Source organism: Flavobacterium crocinum (assembly GCF_003122385.1).
GTDB classification, from domain to species: domain Bacteria; phylum Bacteroidota; class Bacteroidia; order Flavobacteriales; family Flavobacteriaceae; genus Flavobacterium; species Flavobacterium crocinum.
The window spans coordinates 1,233,906-1,256,495 of record NZ_CP029255.1 but is presented as its reverse complement, the minus strand read 5'-3'; the positions used below and the strand labels follow the sequence as shown (position 1 = coordinate 1,256,495).

The 22,590-nt window shown below is 34.1% G+C and carries 22 protein-coding genes and 1 tRNA gene; 8 read left to right on the top strand and 15 right to left on the bottom strand.

Annotated features, from left to right (window positions below; translation table 11 throughout):
- Positions 1–360: 360 nt before the first annotated feature.
- The 5 genes from pyk to HYN56_RS05835 form a co-directional block, all read right to left on the bottom strand.
- A complete protein-coding gene (gene pyk / locus HYN56_RS05855) occupies positions 361–1,794 on the bottom strand; it encodes a pyruvate kinase (RefSeq protein ID WP_109191321.1) in 1,434 nt (477 codons plus the stop codon).
- A 5-nt stretch (positions 1,795–1,799) separates the two neighbouring features.
- Positions 1,800–2,288 carry an IPExxxVDY family protein gene (locus HYN56_RS05850; RefSeq protein WP_109191320.1) on the bottom strand — a complete coding sequence of 163 codons (489 nt, stop codon included), beginning with the start codon at positions 2,286–2,288 and terminating at the stop codon, positions 1,800–1,802.
- A 125-nt stretch (positions 2,289–2,413) separates the two neighbouring features.
- Positions 2,414–3,154 (bottom strand): ribonuclease III, encoded by a 741-nt coding sequence (gene rnc, locus HYN56_RS05845; RefSeq protein WP_091490410.1) that lies wholly within the window; start codon positions 3,152–3,154, stop codon positions 2,414–2,416.
- Between the two features lie 9 nt (positions 3,155–3,163).
- Complete coding sequence (gene fabF, locus HYN56_RS05840; RefSeq protein ID WP_109191319.1) at positions 3,164–4,417, bottom strand: beta-ketoacyl-ACP synthase II; 1,254 nt, start codon at positions 4,415–4,417, stop codon at positions 3,164–3,166.
- 235 nt (positions 4,418–4,652) lie between these two features.
- Positions 4,653–4,889, bottom strand: a complete 237-nt coding sequence (locus HYN56_RS05835) for an acyl carrier protein (RefSeq protein WP_007137004.1) — start codon at positions 4,887–4,889, stop codon at positions 4,653–4,655.
- A 175-nt stretch (positions 4,890–5,064) separates the two neighbouring features.
- Here HYN56_RS05835 and purN point away from each other — a divergent pair, with 175 nt between their 5' ends.
- Together purN and rnhA are read left to right on the top strand one after the other, a co-directional pair.
- Entirely contained in the window at positions 5,065–5,628 is a 564-nt protein-coding gene (purN, locus tag HYN56_RS05830; protein ID WP_109191318.1) for a phosphoribosylglycinamide formyltransferase, read from the top strand.
- 96 nt (positions 5,629–5,724) lie between these two features.
- Positions 5,725–6,198, top strand: coding sequence for a ribonuclease HI (rnhA, locus tag HYN56_RS05825; RefSeq protein WP_109191317.1), 474 nt, complete (start codon positions 5,725–5,727; stop codon positions 6,196–6,198).
- 52 nt (positions 6,199–6,250) lie between these two features.
- Here rnhA and HYN56_RS05820 read toward each other — a convergent pair whose 3' ends face one another.
- A complete protein-coding gene (locus tag HYN56_RS05820) occupies positions 6,251–6,598 on the bottom strand; it encodes a DUF6249 domain-containing protein (RefSeq protein WP_109191316.1) in 348 nt (115 codons plus the stop codon).
- Between the two features lie 261 nt (positions 6,599–6,859).
- Between HYN56_RS05820 and HYN56_RS05815 the strand changes: the two genes are divergently transcribed.
- From HYN56_RS05815 to HYN56_RS05795, 5 genes are all read left to right on the top strand, one after another.
- Positions 6,860–7,447: an RNA polymerase sigma factor gene (locus HYN56_RS05815; RefSeq protein WP_109191315.1), complete on the top strand. Its 588-nt coding sequence runs from the start codon at positions 6,860–6,862 to the stop codon at positions 7,445–7,447.
- Complete coding sequence (locus tag HYN56_RS05810; protein ID WP_109191314.1) at positions 7,431–7,835, top strand: hypothetical protein; 405 nt, start codon at positions 7,431–7,433, stop codon at positions 7,833–7,835. The genes HYN56_RS05815 and HYN56_RS05810 overlap by 17 nt, the downstream gene beginning before the upstream one ends.
- 206 nt (positions 7,836–8,041) lie before the next feature.
- Positions 8,042–8,965, top strand: coding sequence for a PfkB family carbohydrate kinase (locus tag HYN56_RS05805; RefSeq protein WP_091490398.1), 924 nt, complete (start codon positions 8,042–8,044; stop codon positions 8,963–8,965).
- Positions 8,966–9,047: 82 nt separating this feature from the next.
- Positions 9,048–10,946, top strand: coding sequence for an amidophosphoribosyltransferase (locus HYN56_RS05800; RefSeq protein ID WP_109191313.1), 1,899 nt, complete (start codon positions 9,048–9,050; stop codon positions 10,944–10,946).
- Positions 10,947–11,930: 984 nt separating this feature from the next.
- The gene (locus tag HYN56_RS05795; protein ID WP_109191312.1) at positions 11,931–12,317 is read left to right on the top strand and encodes a hypothetical protein; all 387 of its coding nucleotides are present in this window, start codon (positions 11,931–11,933) and stop codon (positions 12,315–12,317) included.
- Between the two features lie 63 nt (positions 12,318–12,380).
- Here the strand turns inward: HYN56_RS05795 and HYN56_RS05790 are convergent, their stop codons facing one another.
- The 4 genes from HYN56_RS05790 to HYN56_RS05775 all read right to left on the bottom strand — a co-directional run bounded on the left by HYN56_RS05790 (position 12,381) and on the right by HYN56_RS05775 (position 15,859).
- Positions 12,381–12,992 carry a superoxide dismutase gene (locus HYN56_RS05790; RefSeq protein WP_091490394.1) on the bottom strand — a complete coding sequence of 204 codons (612 nt, stop codon included), beginning with the start codon at positions 12,990–12,992 and terminating at the stop codon, positions 12,381–12,383.
- Positions 12,993–13,132: 140 nt separating this feature from the next.
- Positions 13,133–13,762: an aminoacyl-tRNA hydrolase gene (gene pth / locus HYN56_RS05785; protein ID WP_109191311.1), complete on the bottom strand. Its 630-nt coding sequence runs from the start codon at positions 13,760–13,762 to the stop codon at positions 13,133–13,135.
- Between the two features lie 445 nt (positions 13,763–14,207).
- Positions 14,208–14,819 (bottom strand): 50S ribosomal protein L25/general stress protein Ctc, encoded by a 612-nt coding sequence (locus tag HYN56_RS05780; RefSeq protein WP_091490390.1) that lies wholly within the window; start codon positions 14,817–14,819, stop codon positions 14,208–14,210.
- 98 nt (positions 14,820–14,917) lie between these two features.
- Positions 14,918–15,859 (bottom strand): ribose-phosphate pyrophosphokinase, encoded by a 942-nt coding sequence (locus tag HYN56_RS05775; protein WP_091490388.1) that lies wholly within the window; start codon positions 15,857–15,859, stop codon positions 14,918–14,920.
- Between the two features lie 287 nt (positions 15,860–16,146).
- Here HYN56_RS05775 and HYN56_RS05770 point away from each other — a divergent pair.
- A tRNA-Leu gene (locus tag HYN56_RS05770) sits at positions 16,147–16,226 on the top strand.
- A gap of 36 nt (positions 16,227–16,262) precedes the next feature.
- Here the strand turns inward: HYN56_RS05770 and HYN56_RS05765 are convergent.
- The 5 genes from HYN56_RS05765 to HYN56_RS05745 all read right to left on the bottom strand — a co-directional run bounded on the left by HYN56_RS05765 (position 16,263) and on the right by HYN56_RS05745 (position 22,383).
- Positions 16,263–16,727 carry an OsmC family protein gene (locus HYN56_RS05765; protein WP_109191310.1) on the bottom strand — a complete coding sequence of 155 codons (465 nt, stop codon included), beginning with the start codon at positions 16,725–16,727 and terminating at the stop codon, positions 16,263–16,265.
- A gap of 309 nt (positions 16,728–17,036) precedes the next feature.
- The gene (locus HYN56_RS05760) at positions 17,037–18,221 is read right to left on the bottom strand and encodes an aldose epimerase family protein (protein ID WP_109191309.1); all 1,185 of its coding nucleotides are present in this window, start codon (positions 18,219–18,221) and stop codon (positions 17,037–17,039) included.
- 105 nt (positions 18,222–18,326) lie between these two features.
- Complete coding sequence (gene araA, locus HYN56_RS05755; RefSeq protein ID WP_109191308.1) at positions 18,327–19,835, bottom strand: L-arabinose isomerase; 1,509 nt, start codon at positions 19,833–19,835, stop codon at positions 18,327–18,329.
- A 171-nt stretch (positions 19,836–20,006) separates the two neighbouring features.
- Positions 20,007–20,708, bottom strand: a complete 702-nt coding sequence (locus tag HYN56_RS05750; protein WP_012023205.1) for an L-ribulose-5-phosphate 4-epimerase — start codon at positions 20,706–20,708, stop codon at positions 20,007–20,009.
- Positions 20,692–22,383 (bottom strand): ribulokinase, encoded by a 1,692-nt coding sequence (locus HYN56_RS05745; protein WP_109191307.1) that lies wholly within the window; start codon positions 22,381–22,383, stop codon positions 20,692–20,694. Before HYN56_RS05745 ends, HYN56_RS05750 begins: the two co-directional genes overlap by 17 nt.
- Positions 22,384–22,590 lie beyond the last annotated feature (207 nt).

The window sequence follows — 22,590 nt, the reverse complement described above, 5'->3', positions numbered from 1 at the left end:
TTGTTATATGTATGACGTTATAAATCCAAAAAGCAAATGGGAAATTGTAAATGGTAAATCTTAAAAAAAATCTTTAGGCAGGTTATATTTTTGTGAGCGGTTTCAAATTCATTTTTATATAAAAATCTGAAACACAGTTTCTTTAACTTTTTTTTTAAGCTTCTCAAAATTAACTAATAAATAAGCGAAGAATCTTATTTATTTGGTGTCAGCTTGTTTCATTTTATAAAATGAAACAAGAAAAATGAAGAATTTGCACCAAAACGTTTCATTTTATAAAATGAAACATACAAAAAACAGTAAAAAACAAAAAAGCCGCTTTTTTAATAAGCGGCTTTTTTAAAATATTGTAGGGAAATATTATTCGATTTGAGATACTCTCATCGTATTAACCATTCCTTTTTCTTTAATTGGCATTGCTGCAAGATTAATTAAATAATCTCCTTGTTGTGCATATCCTTTTTCAACTGCAATTTGATTTACATCTGTAACAGTATCATCTGTGCTTTCGTCATTATCATAGTAGAAAGATTTAACTCCCCATAATAAATTCAATTGTGTTAAAATTCTTCTGTTTGAAGTAAATACTAAAATGTGAGCTGTAGAAGGTCTCCAAGCCGAAATTTGGAAAGCTGTATAACCGCTGTTTGTTAAAGTACAAATTGCTTTAGCTTCGATTTCATTCGCTAATAAAGCGGCCTGATGACAAACAGTTTTAGTTACAAAGCGGTTTGTTTTAATTTGTGGTGTATTTTGAGGAACCTGAATTAATGGTGAATTCTCAACAGCCTCACAAATTTGAGCCATTCTCTGGATAACTTGTACCGGATAATTTCCTGTTGCAGTTTCTCCAGACAACATTACAGCATCTGCACCGTCCATTACCGAGTTAGCAACGTCATTTACCTCTGCTCTTGTTGGAGTTAAACTTGTAATCATTGTTTCCATCATTTGTGTCGCAACGATAACCGGAATTCTGGCAGTTTTTGCTCTTCTGATCAAATCTTTTTGTACCAATGGAACTTCGTGAGCAGGAAGCTCAACACCAAGATCTCCACGAGCCACCATTAAACCATCGCAATAAGCTACAATTTTATCCATGTTCTCAAGAGCTTCCGGCATTTCAATTTTAGCAACGATTGGAATTTTTACTTCAGAATGTTTAGCGATTAATTCTTGTAAATCTTGTAAATCGCGAGGAGTTTTCACGAATGAAAGTGCGATCCAGTCTACTTTTTGCTCGATTGCGAAAATCGCATCTGCAATATCTTTTTCTGTTAAAGCCGGTAAAGAGATTTTAGTATTTGGAAGATTAACTCCTTTTTTAGATTTTAATTCTCCACCCTGAATAACTTTAGCAACAACTTCTGTTTTTTTATCTGTAGAAACAATTTCAAAAATAAGTTTACCATCGTCAAGCAAAATACGCTCTCCAACATTTACATCATTTGGAAAATTTTGATATTTCATAAATGCTTTTTTTGCATTTCCGACAATATCTTCAGCAGTTGTAAAAGTGATTTCGTCACCATCGTTTACTACAGTACCTTCTTCCATTACACCAACTCTAAGTTTTGGTCCCTGTAAATCTCCAAGGATTGCAGTAGTGTAACCAAACTCTTCGTTTAGGCCTCTAATAATATTAATTTTTTCTTTTACTCCTTCGTAATCTGCATGCGAAAAATTGATTCTAAACACATTAACACCTGCTTCGATCATATCTTTAATGATCTCTCTTGTACTACAAGCGGGGCCAAGTGTAGCAACAATTTTGGTTTTCTTGTTTGTTAGCATTTTTTTTAAAAAATTAGATTGTTTTTTGATTTTATATTGTCCGTATCGACAGCATAAATAGCTGCAATACTTTCGATTGTTTTTAATTTTTGTTGAATTTCTGAAAAATTAAGCGCCTCTTCGCTATTGTCTATTTTCAGGAAAAAATCGACTTTTTTGAATTCAGGAAGTAAATGAATTGTTGTCGAAACCTCACTTGTTTCATTAGAAAACAAATTCTGAAAATCATTTGTACTCACAGAAATGATTTCATTTTTATTCTGAATTAAATTCCAGGAAACCGCTTTTTCTTCATCATAATAATAGAATCTGGAAAAATTTGCTTCACCTTCCTTAGTCTGAGCATGAATCTCGTTTTTGCTCTTACTTAAGTTTATCGGAAGGATTTTATTGATAAAATAGGCTAATCTATAATCTTCTAATGAAGTATGAATTGCCATTAAATAATAATCAATTTCGTCAAATTCGTCTAAATCCAATTTATGAATAGCCATGTCTTGAAAAATCAAGTTGTAAATATACTATTTCTAAACGGAGCTTCAACAGTTATGACATGGTTGTTTTGTTAAATTATAAACGAAAACGTTATAGCATTGTGATACTTACAACATTTTTGTAACTATTTCTTGTCAATTTTTTCCTGAAATGCAAAATAAGCTCTCTGCGATGCTTTTTCTTCTGCTTTCTTTTTTGAAGTTGCTCTCGCTCTTGCAACAACTTTATCATCAATACTCAATTTGACACCAAATAAACGTTGTCCGTCTATACCGTTATCTTCAAAAATGTCATAATGAAAAACTCTTTTTTCCTTCTGACACCATTCGATAACAAGACTTTTATAACTTATTACTTTTCCTTCCAGTCGGGCAATATCGACATAAGGAGTAACTACTCTTTTTTGAATAAATCGCTCACAGAAAGAATAGCCTTTATCTAAATAAATGGCACCTATTAGAGATTCAAAAATATTACCATGAATATTTTCTCCAAAATGCTGGATTGGCACTTTACTCTCTACAAACTGCACTAAATTTAGATCTTTACCTAATTCGTTCAAATGTTCACGACTCACAATTTTTGAACGCATTTTGGTTAAATAACCTTCATCGCCATTTGGAGCTTTGTTAAATAAATGTGCCGCAATAACAGCACTTAACATAGCATCTCCTAAAAATTCTAAACGCTCATAATTAATAGGATGTCCATTCGAATCTAACTTATTAGAAGAGCGATGTGTGAAAGCTCTTCTGTAAAAATCAACATTTGAAGGCGGAAAACCAAGAATTTTCTGAATAGTGTCAAAAAAAATCCCGTCTTCTAGAGAACGGGATTTAGAAAATATTTTTTTGATAATATTCATATACAGAAATTAGTCAACTAGTTTTTTAAACAATACACAAGCATTATGTCCACCAAAACCAAATGTATTACTCATGGCAACATTTACCTCTCTTTTTTGAGGTTTGTTTAAAGTAAGGTTTAAAGATGGATCAATATTTTCGTCAACAACTGTATGGTTAATCGTTGGAGGAACAATTCCGTGTTGCATTGCTAAAATAGAAGCAATAGCTTCAATAGCTCCGGCAGCACCAAGCAAGTGTCCTGTCATTGATTTTGTTGAGTTAATGTTAATGTTTTTAGCGTGATCACCAAAAACAGCGCTAATCGCTTTTAACTCAGCAACGTCTCCTAATGGAGTAGAAGTTCCGTGAGTATTAATGTGATCTACCTGATCAGGTGTCATTCCGGCATCTCTCAAAGTATTTTCCATTACAGCAATTACTCCAATTCCTTCCGGATGTGGTGCCGTCAGGTGATATGCATCAGATGACATTCCGCCACCGCCAATTTCGCAATAGATTTTTGCACCTCTGGCTTTAGCATGTTCATAATCTTCCAAAACCAAAGCTCCTGCTCCTTCACCTAAAACAAAACCATCTCTGGTTGCATCAAAAGGTCTTGAAGCCGTTTCCGGACTTTCGTTTCTTGTAGATAAAGCGTGCATCGAACTGAAACCTCCCATACCAGCAATCGTAACTGCTGCTTCAGAACCTCCGGAAACAATAACATCGCACATTCCTAAACGAATGTAATTGAAAGCATCGATTAATGCATTTGCAGAAGATGCACAAGCAGAAACCGTAGTATAATTTGGTCCCATATAACCGTTACGCATAGAAATATGTGCAGGTGCAATATCGGCAATCATTTTAGGGATAAAGAAAGGATTGAACTTTGGAGTTCCATCACCTTTTGCATAATACAATACTTCTTCCTGGAAAGTCTCTAAACCTCCAATTCCTGCCCCCCAGATAACACCAACTCTTTGTTTGTTTACATTATCGTTTGTAATTCCAGCATCTTTAATAGCTTCATCACTGGCAGCAATAGCGTATTGTGCAAATTTATCTAATCGACGAGATTCCTTGCGATCCATGTAATCTTCAATGTTGAAGTTTTTTACTTCGCAGGCAAATTTCGTTTTATGCTTTTCTGTATCATAATATGTTATAGGAGCCGCTCCGCTAACCCCATTCACAAGTGCATTCCAGTATTCCTGGATATTATTCCCGATAGGAGTAAGTGCACCTAATCCTGTTACAACAACTCGCCTTAATGCCATAAATATGTGTTTTGTACTTTAAACAAATAAAACCCACGCTTTCTTAACTTATTGTTACTTAAGAGCCATGGGAATTACAATAAAATATATCTTTTGATTGAAAATCAATCTAACTTTAAAATTTAAAAAAATAATAACACCCGATTTTAAAAATTCCAATTTTTCAAAAAACAAATTCCAATTTTGGAATTTGTAAATTTAAATTTGGAATTTTTAAAATTCGGGTGTGGTATTATTATTTTTTAGCTTCTTCGATATAAGAAATAGCTTGACCAACAGTAGCAATGTTTTCTGCTTGATCGTCTGGAATTTGAATATCAAATTCTTTTTCGAATTCCATAATAAGCTCAACAGTGTCTAATGAGTCAGCTCCTAAATCATTAGTGAAGCTTGCTTCTGTTACAACTTCGTTTTCGTCAACACCTAATTTGTCTACGATAATCGCTTTTACTCTTGATGCAATGTCTGACATAATCTTTAATTTTAGAATTTAATTTGTTGGCAAAAATAAAAAACTTTATTTTAAAACAACTATTTAGTTTATAAATGTGACACTAATTTATAAAATTAATTTCAAGAAAGCCGTTTGAAAGCTATTTATTTTCGATTTTTATTCCGTTTTTTGCAGTCTTAAAATAAATTCAATCATGAAAAAAATTATCGTTTTTGCCTCAGGATCAGGAACTAATGCAGAAAACATTATAAAATATTTTTCGAGTACTGAAACTGCAAAGGTCGTTTCGGTTTTTACAAATAATGCTTCTGCAAAAGTTATTGACAGAGCAAAAAATCATCAAATTCCTGTCGAAATCTTCGAAAAAAACGAACTTTTGGAACGAAATGTATTACAAAAAATACAAAAAATCGACCCGGATTTGATCGTTCTTGCCGGTTTCTTACTAAAGTTTCCTGAAAACATAATTGAACAATATCCAAATAAAATAATCAACATACATCCGGCACTTTTACCTAAATACGGAGGCAAGGGAATGTACGGAATGCACATTCACAGAGCCATAGTAAATAATAAAGAGAAAGAAACCGGAATCTCTATTCATTATGTAAACGAGAACTATGATGAAGGCGCTATTATTTTCCAAGCAAACGTTTCACTAACTGACGAAGACACTCCTGAAACTGTTGCAGAAAAGATTCACGAATTAGAACAAAAGCATTTTCCAGAAATTATTCATAGATTATTAGAAGAATAAAGTCCAATTCAAAAATCAATATCAATTACAATATCAAAAATCAATTATTTTAGACAAAGAATATTCAATCTAAAGTCTAAAATCTACAATTAAAAAATGCACGAAGTACATATATACACAGATGGCGCGGCGAAAGGAAATCCCGGCAATGGCGGTTACGGCGTGGTAATGGAATTGGTCGGCACTCCTTATAAAAAAGAATTTTATGAAGGTTTTCGTTTGACAACTAATAACAGAATGGAACTTTTGGCTGTAATTGTGGGTTTAGAAAAATTGAAAAATCCAAATATGAAAGTCCTTGTAGTTTCAGATTCTAAATATGTTGTGGATTCTGTTGAAAAGAAATGGGTTTTTGGCTGGGAAAAAAAAGGCTATAAAGACAAAAAAAATCCGGATTTATGGAAACGTTTTTTAATTGCCTACCGAAAACATCAGGTCGATTTTAAATGGATCAAAGGTCATAACAATCATCCGCAAAACGAACGCTGTGATCAGTTGGCCGTTATGGCATCACAACAACCTAAACTTTCTGTCGATGTTTATTACGAAACCATCGGATCTAAAGAATAAAAAAACGCATCAGATATCTGATGCGTTTTTTACTAACTTAAAGTCTTACTGATTATTCTTTATCTAAATCTTTCGCCGTTTTAAATCCAGTCAAAAGTCCGATTCCCGCCATAATGAAAATGATTGATGGATAAACCGCTCCGTCATTTAGAGATGTATAAGTTGTTATTAATAGCGCAAGAAAAATTCCAACACCACTTCCTATTAATAAGAATGCCAGATTTACTACAAAGATTTTCCAGGCCGGAACTCCATTTCCTTTTCCTTGCAAAAAGATACTGGCATCAACACCTTTTTCGATAAGAGCCAGACGCTCTCTGTTTCTTGTTGAATAAACTAAATAAACGATCCCGAAGATCATTAAGAAAAAGCTAATTGGAATTAAAATTTTGTCGTCCATGATATTTTACGTTTTTAATTGATTGATATATCCCATATGACGAGGCTTTTTAAAATCAGGTTACAACATTTTTCAAAAAATTTCAATTTTTAAATTCCAAATCTCAAAACTAATTGATAATCAGTTAATTTTAATTCTAAAAACTTTGACAAAGTTCACCGAGACATATATATAATATGTAAAGAACTAGATTTTTTGGAATTTGGAATTTATTTTCACCTTTCTTGTAACCTAAAATAACAAACTGTCGTCCTATATAATATGAGCACATTAACTGATCAACATTATATCGATAAAATTTTGCAGGGCGAAACCAATTCGTTTGCTGTTCTGGTTGATCGTTACAAGGATATGATCTTTACATTGGCTCTCAAAATGGTTAAAAACCACGAAGAAGCCGAAGAAGTTGCTCAGGATACATTTATTAAGATTTATAATTCGCTTAATAAATTTAAAGGAGAGTCTAAATTTTCGACCTGGATTTATAAAATTGCTTATAATACATGTTTAGATAGATTAAAGAAAAGTAAAAAAGACGATTTAAATATCTCTATTGATGATTTTTCGTCGCATTTAATTAAAACAATGGACAATGCTTTAAGCGCTCTGGAAGAAAAAGAACGAAAGCAAACCATTCAGAAATGTTTAAATTTATTACCAAGTGATGAAAATTTCCTTTTAACTCTTTTTTATTTTGATGATCAGAATTTAGAAGAAATTGGAAAAATCATGAATATCTCGGCCAACAATGCCAAAGTAAAATTGTTTAGGAGTCGACAAAAATTAGCCGTAATTTTGAGACAGCAGTTAGAACCAGAAATAATAGAATGTTATGAAAGAGAGCGATAAAAATATAGAGAAACTTATTGAAAAAATGATGGCTGATGACAAACTGCAGTCACCATCAATCGATTTTACTTCTAAAATAATGGCGGAAGTTCAGGTTTTAGAAGAGAAAAAACTTAAAACTTACAAACCATTAATCTCTAAAACCGTTTGGATGCTTATGGGAGCTGCCGTAATCGCTTTGATTATTTACATCTCTCTATTCTCTTCAACAGAAAGCAACCTGGAAATAGATAAAGTTGGGAAATTATATTCGGATAAAATCTCAAACACTTTTTCAGGAATTCATTTTTCTAAAAATATCCTGTACGCTATTTTAATTGTTCCTTTTATGATTTTGGTTCAGGTTGGGATTTTGAAGAATTATTTTGATAAGAAATATGAGTTGTAAATTATTCGCAATTATTTTCAAAAAACTTGCATCTTAATTCTAAAAAAACTATTTTAAATTTTCATAAAAATCAATTTTAACCCATTCATTTACAGTATTTTTAATTCGAAATCGTTCTCTTTTTTTTAAGAAAATTTTGAGAACCTAAACCGTTGCAAGATTGTAACTTATGAAGTATCTTTGCACCCTAATTCGAAATTCATAAAATGAATAAACTATTGATTGTTGGAACAGTTGCTTTCGACGCGATTGAAACTCCTTTCGGAAAAACAGATAAAATATTAGGTGGTGCTGCAACCTACATCGGATTATCAGCATCATTTTTTAACTTGCAATCGGCCATTGTTTCTGTAGTTGGCGACGATTTCCCTCAAGAACATTTAGATCTTTTAACTTCAAAAAATATTGATATCTCTGGTATCGAAATTGTAAAAGGAGGAAAGACTTTTTTCTGGAGCGGTTTATATCACAACGATTTAAATTCTAGAGACACTCTTGTAACCGAGTTAAACGTTTTAGCTGATTTTCAGCCTAAAGTTCCTCAAAACTACAAAGATGCTGATGTTGTGATGTTAGGAAACTTACATCCGTTAGTACAAAGCAGTGTTTTAGATCAAATGGAGAAAAAACCAAAATTAGTAGTTTTAGATACTATGAACTTTTGGATGGATTGCGCTCTTCCGGAATTATTAGACGTTATCAAACGTGTAGATGTTATTACAATCAATGACGAAGAAGCAAGACAACTTTCTGGAGAATATTCATTAGTAAAAGCAGCTGCGAAAATCCAGGATATGGGACCAAAATATGTGGTGATCAAAAAAGGAGAACACGGAGCGCTTTTATTCCACAATAGAGAAGTATTCTTTGCACCGGCTTTACCGTTAGAAGAAGTTTTCGATCCAACTGGAGCGGGAGATACTTTTGCAGGTGGTTTCTCTGGATTTATTGCACAGAGTGAAAACATTTCTTTTGGAAACATGAAGAATGCAATTATTTACGGTTCAAATTTAGCTTCGTTCTGCGTCGAGAAATTTGGAACTGAAAGGATGGAAAATTTAAGCAAAGCCGAAGTAGCGATTCGATTACAGCAATTTAAGTCGTTAACTCAGTTTGACATAGAAATATAATGCCTAAGAGCCTCGATAAAACGGGGCTTTTTTATTACGTTAATACACACAACTTACAACAACACACAAATAACAAAAAACAATGAGCGACGCTTTAAAACACGAATGTGGTATAGCCTTAGTTAGACTACTAAAACCGCTTGAATATTATAAAGAAAAATACGGAACTGCTTTTTACGGAATTCAGAAGATGTATTTAATGATGGAAAAACAGCACAACCGTGGACAAGACGGTGCTGGTTTTGCAAGCATTAAATTGGATGTTGAACCCGGACAACGTTACATTAGCAGAGTTCGTTCTAATCATTCGCAGCCAATACAAGATGTTTTCAAACAAATCAATGAGCGTGTTAGCGAAGAACTAAAAGCACATCCTGAATTGGGAGACAACATGAAAGAACTAAAAGCAAACATTCCTTATGTTGGAGAATTGTTTTTGGGTCACGTTCGTTACGGAACTTTCGGAAAAAATAGTATTGAAAGCGTTCACCCATTCTTACGTCAAAGCAACTGGATGCACCGTAATTTGATTTTGGCAGGAAACTTCAACATGACAAATGTTAAAGAACTTTTTGAAAATCTAGTTGAATTAGGACAGCATCCAAAAGAAATGGCGGATACTGTTACGGTAATGGAAAAAATTGGTCACTTCTTAGACAAAGAAGTTATGCAATTGTACCAAGATTGCAAAGCCGAAGGTTATTCTAAAAGAGAAGCTTCACCAGTTATTGCTGAGCGTTTGGATATTGCAAAAATATTAGCTCGTTCTGCTAAAAACTTAGACGGTGGTTACGCAATGGCTGGATTATTAGGTCATGGTGATGCTTTCGTTTTTAGAGATCCAGCAGGAATTCGTCCAGCTTATTTTTATCAAGATGACGAAGTAGTTGTCGTAGCTTCTGAAAGACCTGTTATTCAAACGGTATTTAATGTACCTTTTGAAAGCGTTCAGGAAATCGATCCAGGAAATGCCTTGATTATTAAGAAAAACGGAAAAGTTACCATGAATCAAATCTTGGAACCAACTGTTAAAAAAGCATGTTCTTTTGAAAGAATCTATTTCTCAAGAGGAAGTGATGCTGAAATCTATCAAGAGCGTAAAAACTTAGGTAAATTCATCTTACCTGCTGTACTTAAAGCAATTGACAGCGATACAGATAATACGGTTTTCTCTTATATCCCCAATACAGCCGAAACTTCATTTTATGGTTTAGTTGAAGCGGCTCAGGATTTCTTAAATCAGAGAAAAAATAATCATATTCTAGAAAATAGAAATACACTTACTGCCGAAACTCTTCAGGAACTTTTAGCTGTAAAAATACGTACAGAGAAAGTAGCTATTAAAGATGCTAAACTTAGAACCTTTATTACTGAAGACAGCAGCCGTGACGATTTAGTTGCTCACGTTTACGATGTTACGTATGGTGTAATTAAACCAGAAGACAATTTGGTTATTATTGACGACAGTATTGTTCGTGGTACTACATTGAAAATGAGTATCATCAAAATGATGGATCGTTTAAAACCAAAACGTATTGTAATTGTTTCATCTGCCCCACAAATTCGTTACCCGGATTGTTACGGAATTGATATGGCAAAACTAGAAGGTTTAGTTGCTTTTAGAGCTGCACTTGATTTATTAAAAGAAAGAAACCTTTATCATATTGTAGATGAAGTTTATGCAAAATGTAAAGCACAGGAAAATTTTGCTGATAAAGACGTTGTAAATTATGTAACAGAAATTTACAGCCAATTTACCGACGAGGAAATTTCAGACAGAATTGCAGAAATGTTAAGCTCACCAGAAATAAATGCGGAAGTGAAAATTATTTTCCAAACAGTGGAAGATCTTCACAAAGCGTGTCCTAAAAATTTAGGCGACTGGTACTTCACCGGAGACTACCCAACTCCAGGTGGAAATCGAGTTGTAAATCGTGCTTTTATGAATTTTTACGAAGGAAAAGACGCTCGAGCTTATTAAAAAAGTATTAATAAAAGGTTAATTTGTGCATTTCATCGGTTTTTTTTGCCGTTCATCCTGTTTGTTTGGTAAAATTGAAAAGCTACAATACTTTTGAGATACCATAACATTAGTAGGTTAAGTTTATGGTAGATTTGGGGCAAAAAGGGTGGAAGCAATTCCACCTTTTTTATTGGAATAAAGTCAAATATTTCTAAAACAACCCATTACATTCTCTTCATCGGAAATACTTACCTTTTATCTGAAAAATTTTCTTCAAAAATATATCTGCCATACATTTACTAAACCATAACATTAGTAGGTAAAGTTTATGGTAGATTTGGGGCAAAAAAGGCGGAAATTATTCCGCCTTTTTTATTTCTTTTTTTTTAGAGAATAGATTATAGAACATAGAATATAGATTGTTTCTATAAAAAACAGCAAGCTTCCCTTCCTTTCATAACCTACAATCTATATTCTTTGTTCTATATTCTATAATTCATCATCTCAAATATTTCCTTTAACAGGACAGGACCATAAAGTATATTCCATTTATCGGATATAGTTACCTTTTATCCGAAAAGTTTTTTTCAAAATAATCACTCCCATACCTTTACAAAACCATAACATAGTAGGTTAAGTTTATGGTAGATTTGGGGCAAAAAAGGCGGAAGTAATTCCGCCTTTTTTATTTTTTCCTTTTTAGAGAAAAGACAATAGAACATAGAATAAAGATTTTTAAAAAATGAGCATAAAAAAAGACAAACCTACTACTCGTCTATATTCTTATCTACTTTTAAAACAACAAATTACTTTCCATTTATCGGATAAACTTACCTTTCATCTGAAAAGTTTTTTTCACAATAATAACTGCCATACATTTACTAAACCATGACATTAGTAGGTTAAGTTTATGGTAGATTTGGGGCAAAAAAGGCGGAAGTAATTCCGCCTTTTTTATTTAAAAAAATTTCATAATATTGTTTTAACCAAAAAAACAAACCCATGAAATCAATCATCAAAATTTCTTTTATTATTCTATTAAGTTTATTTCTTTTTAATTGCTCTGGAGCAAAAACAACTGTTGCAAGCACTTCGGTTGAAAATCAAAGCAGCAAAGGAAATACATCCGTTGCAGAAAACAATTCTGAGAAAACTTCTGCCTCTAAAAAATCTTCTAAAGACGGTAGTTCTACAAAAAATGCTATTAAGGTAAAAAGCATTCCTGAGGAATATCAAATTGCCAGACAGCTTTGTCCTGGCTGCAAAATAAATGGTCAGGCCTTAATTAGTGAAGGGAAAAAACATTATGATGTTTTAAAATTGACAAACGAAAAAGGAGAAGAAATTGAATATTATTTTGATATAAATAGTTTCTTCGGGAAATGGTAAAAATAAAAAAGACGAGTACTTTATGGTACTCGTCTTTCTTCTATATTCTATGCTCTATTTTTCTTATTTATCTAAAGCAAATCTTCTAGCTACTTCTGTCCAGTTGATTACACTGAAGAAAGCTTCGATATAATCAGGTCTTCTGTTTTGGTAGTTTAAGTAGTAAGCGTGCTCCCAAACATCCATTCCTAAGATTGGAGTTCCACCGTGACCAGCAACTTCCGGCATTAATGGATTGTCTTGATTTGGAGTACCTACAACTTCTAATTTTCCTCCTTTTTGAACTGTTAACCAAGCCCATCCAGAACCAAATTGTGTAGCACCTGCTTTAGCAAATTTTGCTTTAAACTCTTCAAATGATCCGAAAGAAGCTTCGATAGCCGCTAATAAATCACCTGTTGGCAATCCTCCTCCGTTTGGAGACATTACAGTCCAGAATAAATTGTGGTTGTAGAAACCTCCACCATTGTTACGAACTGCAGCGTTAGATTTATCTAAGTTGATTAAGATATTTTCGATTGTTTTTCCTTCTAAATCTGTTCCGGCGATAGCTGCGTTAAGATTTGTAGTATAAGCATTGTGGTGCTTTGTATGATGGATTTCCATTGTACGCGCATCAATATGTGGTTCTAATGCATCGTATGCATAAGGTAATTGTGGTAATTCAAAAGCCATGATATTTCTAATTTTTATGGTTTATAATAATTTATCCCAAATTTAGACATTTAACTTTGGAATTGAAAATACTATTTCGTTATAATTGAATTAAATTCATCGATAATTTACATTTTTACAATATAAACACCTGAAAATCTTTATTTTCCGTTAAAAGTCGTCATCGTATTTTCTAAACCTGCTGTACCAAATGTTTTAATGATTTCTGCAGAAACTTCGTAACGTTCCGGAAGTTTTGCCTCTTCTTCTTCGTTCCACTCCCCTAAAACATAATCCACCTGCTGCCCTTTTTTGAATTGATCACTAATACCAAATCTGTAACGGGTATAATTTTGCGTGTTTAGAACTAAATTGATATTCTTAAGTCCGTTATGACCTCCATCGCTTCCTTTTGGTTTGATTCTGATTGTTCCAAAAGAAAGATTTAAATCATCAGTAATAACCATAATATTCTCCAGCGGAATATTTTCTTTATCCATCCAATATTTTACGGCTTTTCCGCTAAGATTCATATAAGTATTTGGCTTTAGCAGAAAAAAAGTTCTTCCCTTGAATTTATATTCAGCCAAAGCGCCCAATTTTACAGTTTCGAATGAAAGACCTTCTTTTTTAGCTAAGAAGTCCAGAATTTTAAATCCTATATTGTGTCTTGTGTTTACGTATTCAGCGCCGATATTTCCTAATCCTACGATTAAATATTTCTTCATATTGTCTTCTATGTTCTCTTCTTTTGGTGTTGATGAAAACAGTTTTGTTATCCATTTTATCATTTGACAAAAATAGGACTAATTATTTTTAACCGCAAAGAGCACGAAGGATTTACGTAAAGAACACTAAGAAATAGCACGCGGATGACACTGATTTGCTATCGCAAAAACACGGATTTACACGGATTTTATTATAATCCTTTATAAAAGTAATTGTCGATGATTATGTTGATTATCTCTTAAAATCCGAGAATCACAAGAACTTACAATCTTATGAAAAAGATTTTTTCTTGCTAGCCCTGACAGAAGCGGCATCCTTTTTCCTGCTCCTTTAGCAGGGAAAAGATATAGCGGATGGCAGGAACGTCACGTCTACTGAAAACGAGGAGTTTCTGCTTCTAAAAAATAACCGAAAAAACTTAGCATCTTAGAACCTCAGCATCTCAGATCCTCAAAAAAAAAGCCCCAATCGAAAGATTGAGGCTTTTTGTATAGAGTTTTAAAAAAATTATTTTTTCTTTCCTTTTGCAGGAGCTTTTGCAGCTTTTGCAGCCTCTTGAGCAGCTTTCATAGCAGCACGAGAGATTCTTACCTGACAAACAACAGTGTTGTCCGGGTGCATAATTTTGTACTCTGGTTTTCCAACTTTAGTAACGTATAATTTGTTACCCATTTCAAGTGGAGTGATGTCAGCTTCAACAAAATCAGGAAGATTTGATGGTAAAGCTTTAACTTTTAATTTACGTTGGTTTAAACGTAAAACACCTCCCGCAAGAACACCTTTAGATGTACCAACGATTTTCACAGGAACTTCCATTGTGATTTCTTTGTCATCAAATAATTGGAAGAAGTCAATGTGTAAAATTTTGTCAGTTACAGGGTGAACCTGGATATCTTGCAAAATTGCATTGAATGATTTTCCTTTTCCAAGCTCAATCACAACTGTGTGTGCGTTTGGAGTGTAAACCAAGTTTTTGAACGCTGCAGCGTCTGCTGAGAAGTGTACTGCTTGATTTCCTCCGTATAACACGCAAGGAACCGCTCCAGCATTACGTAAGGCTTTAGTTGACACTTTGCCCACGCTTTCTCTTTCTGATCCTTTAATTGTAATCGATTTCATTGTAAAAAAAATATAGTTATTAAATAAATATTCTATTTTGTTTTAAGCCTAAAGCCTGAACCTTAAAGACTTTTAATAAAAAACAGTTTTTCTGTTTTTTAGATTATGAATTTTCCACTAATGGAATTGTTGTGGTGAACCATCTGCATTACTTCTGCAAATAAAGGCGCACAGCTTACCACTTTTATTTTTTTAGATTCTTTCTTTAACGGAATAGAATCTGTAACAATTAACTCTGTTAATTTTGAGTTCTCAATTTTTTCATACGCCCCGCCAGATAATATTGGGTGTGTACAAATTGCTCTCACGCTTAGCGCTCCTTTCTCGATCATAAGGTCTGCCGCTTTTGCTAAAGTCCCTCCTGTATCGATCATGTCGTCTACTAAGATTACATTACGACCTTTTACATCACCAATCAGCTCCATAGTATCGATAATGTTGGCTGCTTTTCTTTGTTTGTAACAGATTACTACATCTGATTCCAGAAACTTAGAGTAAGCATAAGCTCTTTTTGATCCTCCCATATCCGGAGATGCAATGGTTAAATTTTCTAAATTTAAACTTTGCACATAAGGCAAAAAGATTGTAGATGCAAATAAATGATCTACCGGTTTTTCGAAGAATCCCTGAATTTGATCTGCATGCAAATCCATAGTCATGATTCTTGTTGCTCCTGCAGCTGTTAATAGATTTGCTACTAACTTAGCTCCAATTGGCACTCTTGGTTTGTCTTTTCTGTCCTGTCTTGCCCAACCAAAATAAGGCATAACAGCTGTAATATGTCTTGCTGATGCACGTTTTGCTGCATCAATCATTAACAACAATTCCATCAGATTATCTGCAGTTGGAAAAGTTGAACACACGATAAAAACGCGTAAACCTCTGATTGATTCTTCGTAAGATGGCTGAAATTCTCCATCACTATACGTTGACATCGTTACTTTTCCTAACGGAATCCCGTAGTCTTTTGCAATTTTTTCTGCAAGATAAACACTTTGTGAACAAGCAAAAATTTTAGCTTCTGGTTCTAGGTGCGACATTGTAATTTGTTGTTTTATTCCGTTACTTTTAAATAATTCCTCTTTGTCATTTCAGACAAAGTTGATCTGCATAAATGTCTCGGATGTAGTTAGTTGTGTGTGCTTCGTTTTAACGAGGTGCAAATTTATAAAATTTATTGGACACTGAAAGCAAAAAATTAAGTATTTTTATTAGAATGTTTAATTTTATTTTTTACATTTGCACCGTGTTAAAGGAATGACATCATTTATGACTTCATTCTATTGCGTTAAAATAATTGATTTATCATTATTTTTTCGTCTGCTACGCCCGGATGGCGGAATTGGTAGACGCGCTGGTCTCAAACACCTGTGGGAAACCGTGCCGGTTCGACTCCGGCTCCGGGTACGAAAAACCTCTTCTTTACGGAAGAGGTTTTTTCATTTATACTGCTTCACAAACTGCATAATGCAATACAGGAAAATTACACGAATTAGCAATAAAACACAATTGATTTGCTTTTTGATGCAATTCTAAAGCCAGTTTAATCTTATCCGAATTTGCGATTTTTACTTTCGGAAACAATTTTACCTCAACAAAACGCCCACTTCCGTCTGGATTTACTTTTAAAGTTGCTTCTGCATTATCTGAATATTCCAGAACTTCTATTCCATTTTGAGAACAGACATATAAATAAGACATCATGTGGCAGGAAACCAAACTGCTCAACAATAAATCTTCTGGGTTGTACAATTCTGGATCGCCTTTGAAAGCTTTTGCAGCTGAAATGTCTAAAACTGGTTTTCCTTCTATTTTTATTTGATGGGTTTTATTATAAACTTTCCCAACTGTTACCTCTTGATTTTTATTTGAAGTCCAATTTAGTTCTGCTTTGAATAAATGTTTCATTTTGTTTGCTTTTACTGACGCTAAGTTAAGATTTTATAGACTGCTAATGAATTAATCTCGCAATCCCGATAGTCATCGGGAGCAGAAAAGCAAAGCTTTATACTCAATCTTGTCATTTCGACGAAGGAGAAATCTTCGCAAGTAACTCCGCAATCAGAAGCCAATCTTTGTAGAGTTTCTCGTGGAGATTTCTCCTTCGTCGAAATGACAAAACCACCTGTCCATCAGATATTTTACAAATAAAAAAACCTCGAAAGCGATACTTTCGAGGTTTTTCGGAATTAAAATTAATTAACAAATTCTAAAAAATTATTTCTGAACTGAAAACTTAAAAGTAGTTTTAGTTTTATAATTTTCTCCAGGGTTTAAAACCGTAGTTGGGAAGTTTTTCTGGTTTGGAGAATCCGGATAATGTTCTGTTTCCAGACATAATCCTGTTCTGTGTGCAAAAGTTCCTCCGTTTGGCATTGGCAAAGTTCCGTCAAGGAAATTTCCAGAATAGAATTGAATTCCAGGTTCGTCTGTTGTCATTTCCATAACTCTTCCGCTTGCTGCGTGGTATACTTTTGCAATAATTGTTTTTCCTTTTTCAGGATTATTTAAAACCCAGCAGTGATCGTAACCTTTTCCTCTTTCTAACTGATCATTTTTAACATTAATGTCTTTTCCAATTAATTTTGGCGTTCTGAAATCAAAAGGTGTACCAGCAACATCTTCTAATTTTCCTGTCGGAATTAAATCTGCATCAACCGGAACTAATTTATCAGCATTTAAAGTCAATTCGTGATCTAAGATCGTTTTGGTAAAATCTCCCGATAAATTGAAATACGAATGCTGTGTTAAATTCACAACTGTTTTTTTGTCTGTTGTCGCTTCATACAAAACCTCTAACTGATTATCATTTGTCAATGTATAAGTCACAAAAACTTTCAAAGTCCCTGGATATCCTTCTTCCATATCTTTACTTACATAAGATAATTTTAAAGAAGCGTTTTCACCTGATTTAACCTCATCGGCTTTCCAAACCACATTAAAATATCCTTGCGGCCCGCCATGTAAAGCATTTGGCGCATTGTTGATTGCCAATTGATACTCTTTTCCATCTAAAGTAAATTTACCTTTAGCAATTCGGTTTCCGTATCTTCCGATCAAAGCGCCGAAGAAAGGATTTTCTTTTTCATATTGTGCCAAAGAATTAAAGCCGATCACCACATTTTCTGAAACACCAGCTTTATTAGGCACTTTCAAATCTGTAATTCTTCCACCAAAAGTGATGATGTCAACTTCCATCCCATTTTGGTTTTTCAGTTTATAACTCTCTACTTTTTCGCCTTTAGCAGTAGTTCCGTATTCTGATTTGTCAATGGTAACTAAATCTTTTCCTTCAGCAGCAACTTTTTCTGTATCTGCTTTTTTATCGCCTTTACATTGAACTGAAACTATAGCAATACCTAACATGCTTAGTATGAAAAGAGAGCGTTTTAATACATTCATAAATGATAATTTTTTGGTTTGTAAAAAAAGTAAAATGTTAGATGTTAAAAGTTAAAAGTACAAAAAACTTAGAACCTTAGCGCCTCAGAATCTTAGCATCTTTATTTAAAGTCCGTGCTGAAACAAATGGAAATAGGCTTCGTTTGCGTTGATTTTATCTTTAAACTCTCTTACAGTTGTTTTTTCATCAATTACCAACAATTCGATTCCCGCGATATCTGCGAAATCTTCCATAAATTCTGTTGTAATAGATTGGCTGTAAACTGTGTGATGCGCTCCACCCGCTAAAATCCATGCTGTTGCTGCAACTTCAAGGTTTGGTTTACAATCCCAAAGAACACGTGCAACCGGTAATTTTGGCAATTCTGCCATAGGTTTCACCGCTGTAACTTCGTTTACAATCAAACGGAAACGAGTTCCCATATCAACCAAAGAAACATTGATTGCATCTCCAGCAGGCGAATTGAATACTAAACGAGCAGGATCTTCTTTTCCTCCAATTCCTAATGGATGCACTTCGCAAGAAGGTTTTCCGTCAGCAATAGATGGACAGATTTCCAACATGTGAGATCCTAAAACATAAGATTTTTGTGGTGTGAAATGATAAGTATAATCTTCCATGAAAGAAGTTCCTCCTTCCAAACCAATATTCATCACTTTTAATGCTCTAACCATTGCAGCTGTTTTCCAGTCTCCTTCTCCACCAAAACCATAACCGTCGGCCATTAATCTTTGTGTTGCGATTCCTGGTAATTGTTTCCAAACACCAAGATTTTCAAATGTATCTGTAAAAGCGCCAAATCCTCCTTCTTCAAGGAAAGCTCTTAATCCTAATTCGATTTTTGCTGCTTCAACCAAAGAACTTCTTTGTGCTCCGCCTTCTTTTAAAGAATCTGTTAAGTTGTATGATTGCTCGTAAACTGCTAATAAATCAGCTAATTCTTTGTCAGTTACTTTTTCAATATGTTTTGTAACGTCTGATGAATCATATCCGTTTACAGACATTCCGAAACGAATTTGTGCTTCAACTTTATCACCTTCTGTAACGGCAACTTCACGCATATTGTCTCCAATACGAGCTACTTTTAAGTTTTGAAGTTCATCCCATCCAAGTACAACTCTTGACCAGATTCCTAATTTTTTCTGAACTCTTTCGTCTTCCCAGTGTCCCACTACAACTTTACGTTTTTTACGCAATCTGGACATAATGAAACCAAATTCACGATCTCCGTGAGCCGATTGGTTTAAGTTCATGAAATCCATGTCGATAGATCCCCACGGAATTTCAGCATTATATTGTGTATGTAAATGGCATAATGGTTTTTTTAGGATATTTAATCCGCCAATCCACATTTTTGCCGGAGAGAAAGTATGCATCCAGGCAATAATACCGATACAGTTTTTCTCTGAGTTTGCTGCCAAACATACATCTAAAATCTGCGAAGGCGATTTTACGATATCTTTATAAACCACTTTTACCGGAATCGAAGACGAAGCGTCTAATCCTTTTGCAATAATCTGCGAATGTTCTGCTACTTTTCTAAGCGTTTCTTCACCATATAATTCTTGGCTTCCTACGACAAACCAAATTTCTTTTTGAGATATATCTACCATTGTTTTTGTTTATTTTATTTCAAGTTTCAGGTTTCATGTGGTTGGAATCTGAAAACTCAAATTGTTATTTTTATTATTTTGGTTTTGTGATATTTCAGATTTCAATCCTAAATCTAAAATCTACACTCTAAAATCTACACTCTAAAATCTACACTCTAAAATCTAAAATCATTATTGTCCGTAATACGAATCTTTTCCGTGTTTACGGTTGTAATGTTTTTTTATTAATGAATCTTTTAATCTTGGTGCATTTGGGTTGATTTGTAAAGTCAGGTACGCCATTTCTGCTACAACTTCTAAAACTTTACTATTGTAAACTGCTTTTGCAGCATTTTTCCCCCATGCAAATGGCCCGTGATTTCCAATCAAAATCATTTCCACTTCTTCATAAGAAAGATTTTTTTCTTTGAAACAATCCAAAATCTGAATTCCGGTATTGTGTTCGTAGTTTCCTTCGATAAGAGAATCTGCCATTGGCGGTGCGCACGGAATATCAGCCGTTAAATGATCGGCATGTGTAGTTCCAAAAATTGGAATATCCAATTGAGATTGCGCCCAAGCCACAGAATAGGTTGCGTGCGTATGTGCAACACCTCCAATATTTGGCCAATGTTTGTATAAATAAGCATGCGTTTTGGTGTCAGACGACGGACGCATTGTTCCTTCGATCACGTTATTATCAAAATCGACAATTACGATATCTTCCGGTTTTAAATCTTCGTAAGGAACACCACTTGGTTTAATGGCAAAAACACCATTTTTGCGGTCCACAGCACTTACATTTCCAAAAGTGTATACCACCAAATTCAATGCATTTAACTGCATATTGGCTTCGTAACATTCTTGTTTTAAATCTTTATAAAGAGAGCTCATGTTGCGATATTTTTAAGTTTGGATCTGCAAAAGCACTTAATTTTTCGTACCCTAAAAGCAGTTTATGATAGGCTTCAACTTTGTCTGTCTGAGGGAAATATTCTCCATCAAAATCACTTCCGATTTTTTGGCTTGCTTCGATTACGTTTGGATAAATTCCGGCTGCAACGGCTGCGTAAATTGCCGCTCCTAAAGCAGGAGTCTGGTCTGAAGCTGCAATTTTAATTGGCTTGTTTAAAACGTTAGCCAAAGTCTGCATAATGAAAGGAGATTTACGAGCAACACCACCGATACCGATAACGCTGTCAATTTTTACGCCTTCTTCTTCAAAACGGTCTACAATTTTCTTAGCTCCAAAACAGATTGCATTTACTAAAGCTTTGAAAATATGTGGCGCTTTTGTTCCTAAAGAAAGATTTGAAATCGCACTTTTTAATTCTTGGTTTGCGTCTGGAGTTCTACGTCCGTTGATCCAGTCTAAAGCAATTGGAAGACTTTCTGAAACAGGGATTTTCTCCGCTTCTTTCGTTAATTCCACGATTAATTTATCGCTGAATTCTTCTCTTAACTGTTCTTTTTGAGCATCATTTAAAACAGAAGAAGTTTGTAATAAATGCTCTGTCGGCCACATTAAAAGTTCTTTGTACCAAGCCAATAAATCGCCAAAAGCAGATTGTCCTGCTTCAAGACCAATAAAGCCTGGAATTACAGAACCATCAACTTGTCCGCAAATTCCACGAACGGTTTTTGTTCCCACTTCATCATAAGAACCAACCAGAATATCACAAGTTGAAGTTCCCATAACACGAACTAAAGCATTCTCTTCGATTTTAGCTCCAACCGCTCCAGAATGCGCATCGAAAGTTCCAACAGCTACAACTGTTTCAGTCGAAAGTCCTAAACGGTCTGCCCATTCTTTGCTTAGTTTTCCGGCAACTAAATCTGATGTATACGTTTCATCGTATAAATTTCCACGAAGCTGTGCTAAATAGGGATGTAATTTTTCTAAGAACTCAACTGGCGGTAATCCGTTCCAGTCTGTGTGCCACATGGCTTTATGTCCTGCTGCACAACGGCTTCTTTTGAACGTTTTTAAATCTTTATCTTCAATTAACAAATACGTCATTAAATCGCAGTGCTCCATCCAGGTGTGTGCTGCATTTCGAACCGCTTCGTCTTCTCTTGCAATGTGAAGGATTTTTGCCCAAAACCATTCCGAAGAATAAATTCCCCCAACGTATTTTGTTACGTCTTCTCCGCCCCAGCTTACTGCCAGTTCATTGATTTCGTTTGCTTCATTTATTGAAGTATGGTCTTTCCATAAAACCATCATCGCATTTGGGTTTTCTTCAAAACCTTTTGTCAATGCTAATGGCGTTCCGTCTTTTGTAACTGGAACCGGAGAAGATCCGGTAGTATCAATACAAATTCCTTTTACTAATGAAGGATCAACTTTACTTTCTTTAACTACATTTTGAATTGTAATTTCCAAACCTTCGATATGATCCAAAGGATGCTGGCGAAACTGATTTATAGAGGCGTCACAATATTGCTTGTTTTTCCATCTTTTGTAATGAGAAACATTGGATGCCAACTCCTGTCCATTTTCAGCGTCTATCAGCACCGCGCGAACAGAATCTGTTCCGTAGTCCAATCCTATTACATAATTTTTCATTCTATTTCTTTTTTAAAATATTGACAAATATAGAGATAATTATTTTATAAGTGTACAAAAAACACTTAACTTAAATTTCATAATTCATTTTTGCTATAAATGCATTAAAACAGCATTTTAGCTTTCATTCAAAAAACAAATGTTAACAATACATTTATTATACTGAAATTACTTCAACTTAATCTTTAAATCGTTATCAAAACGCAC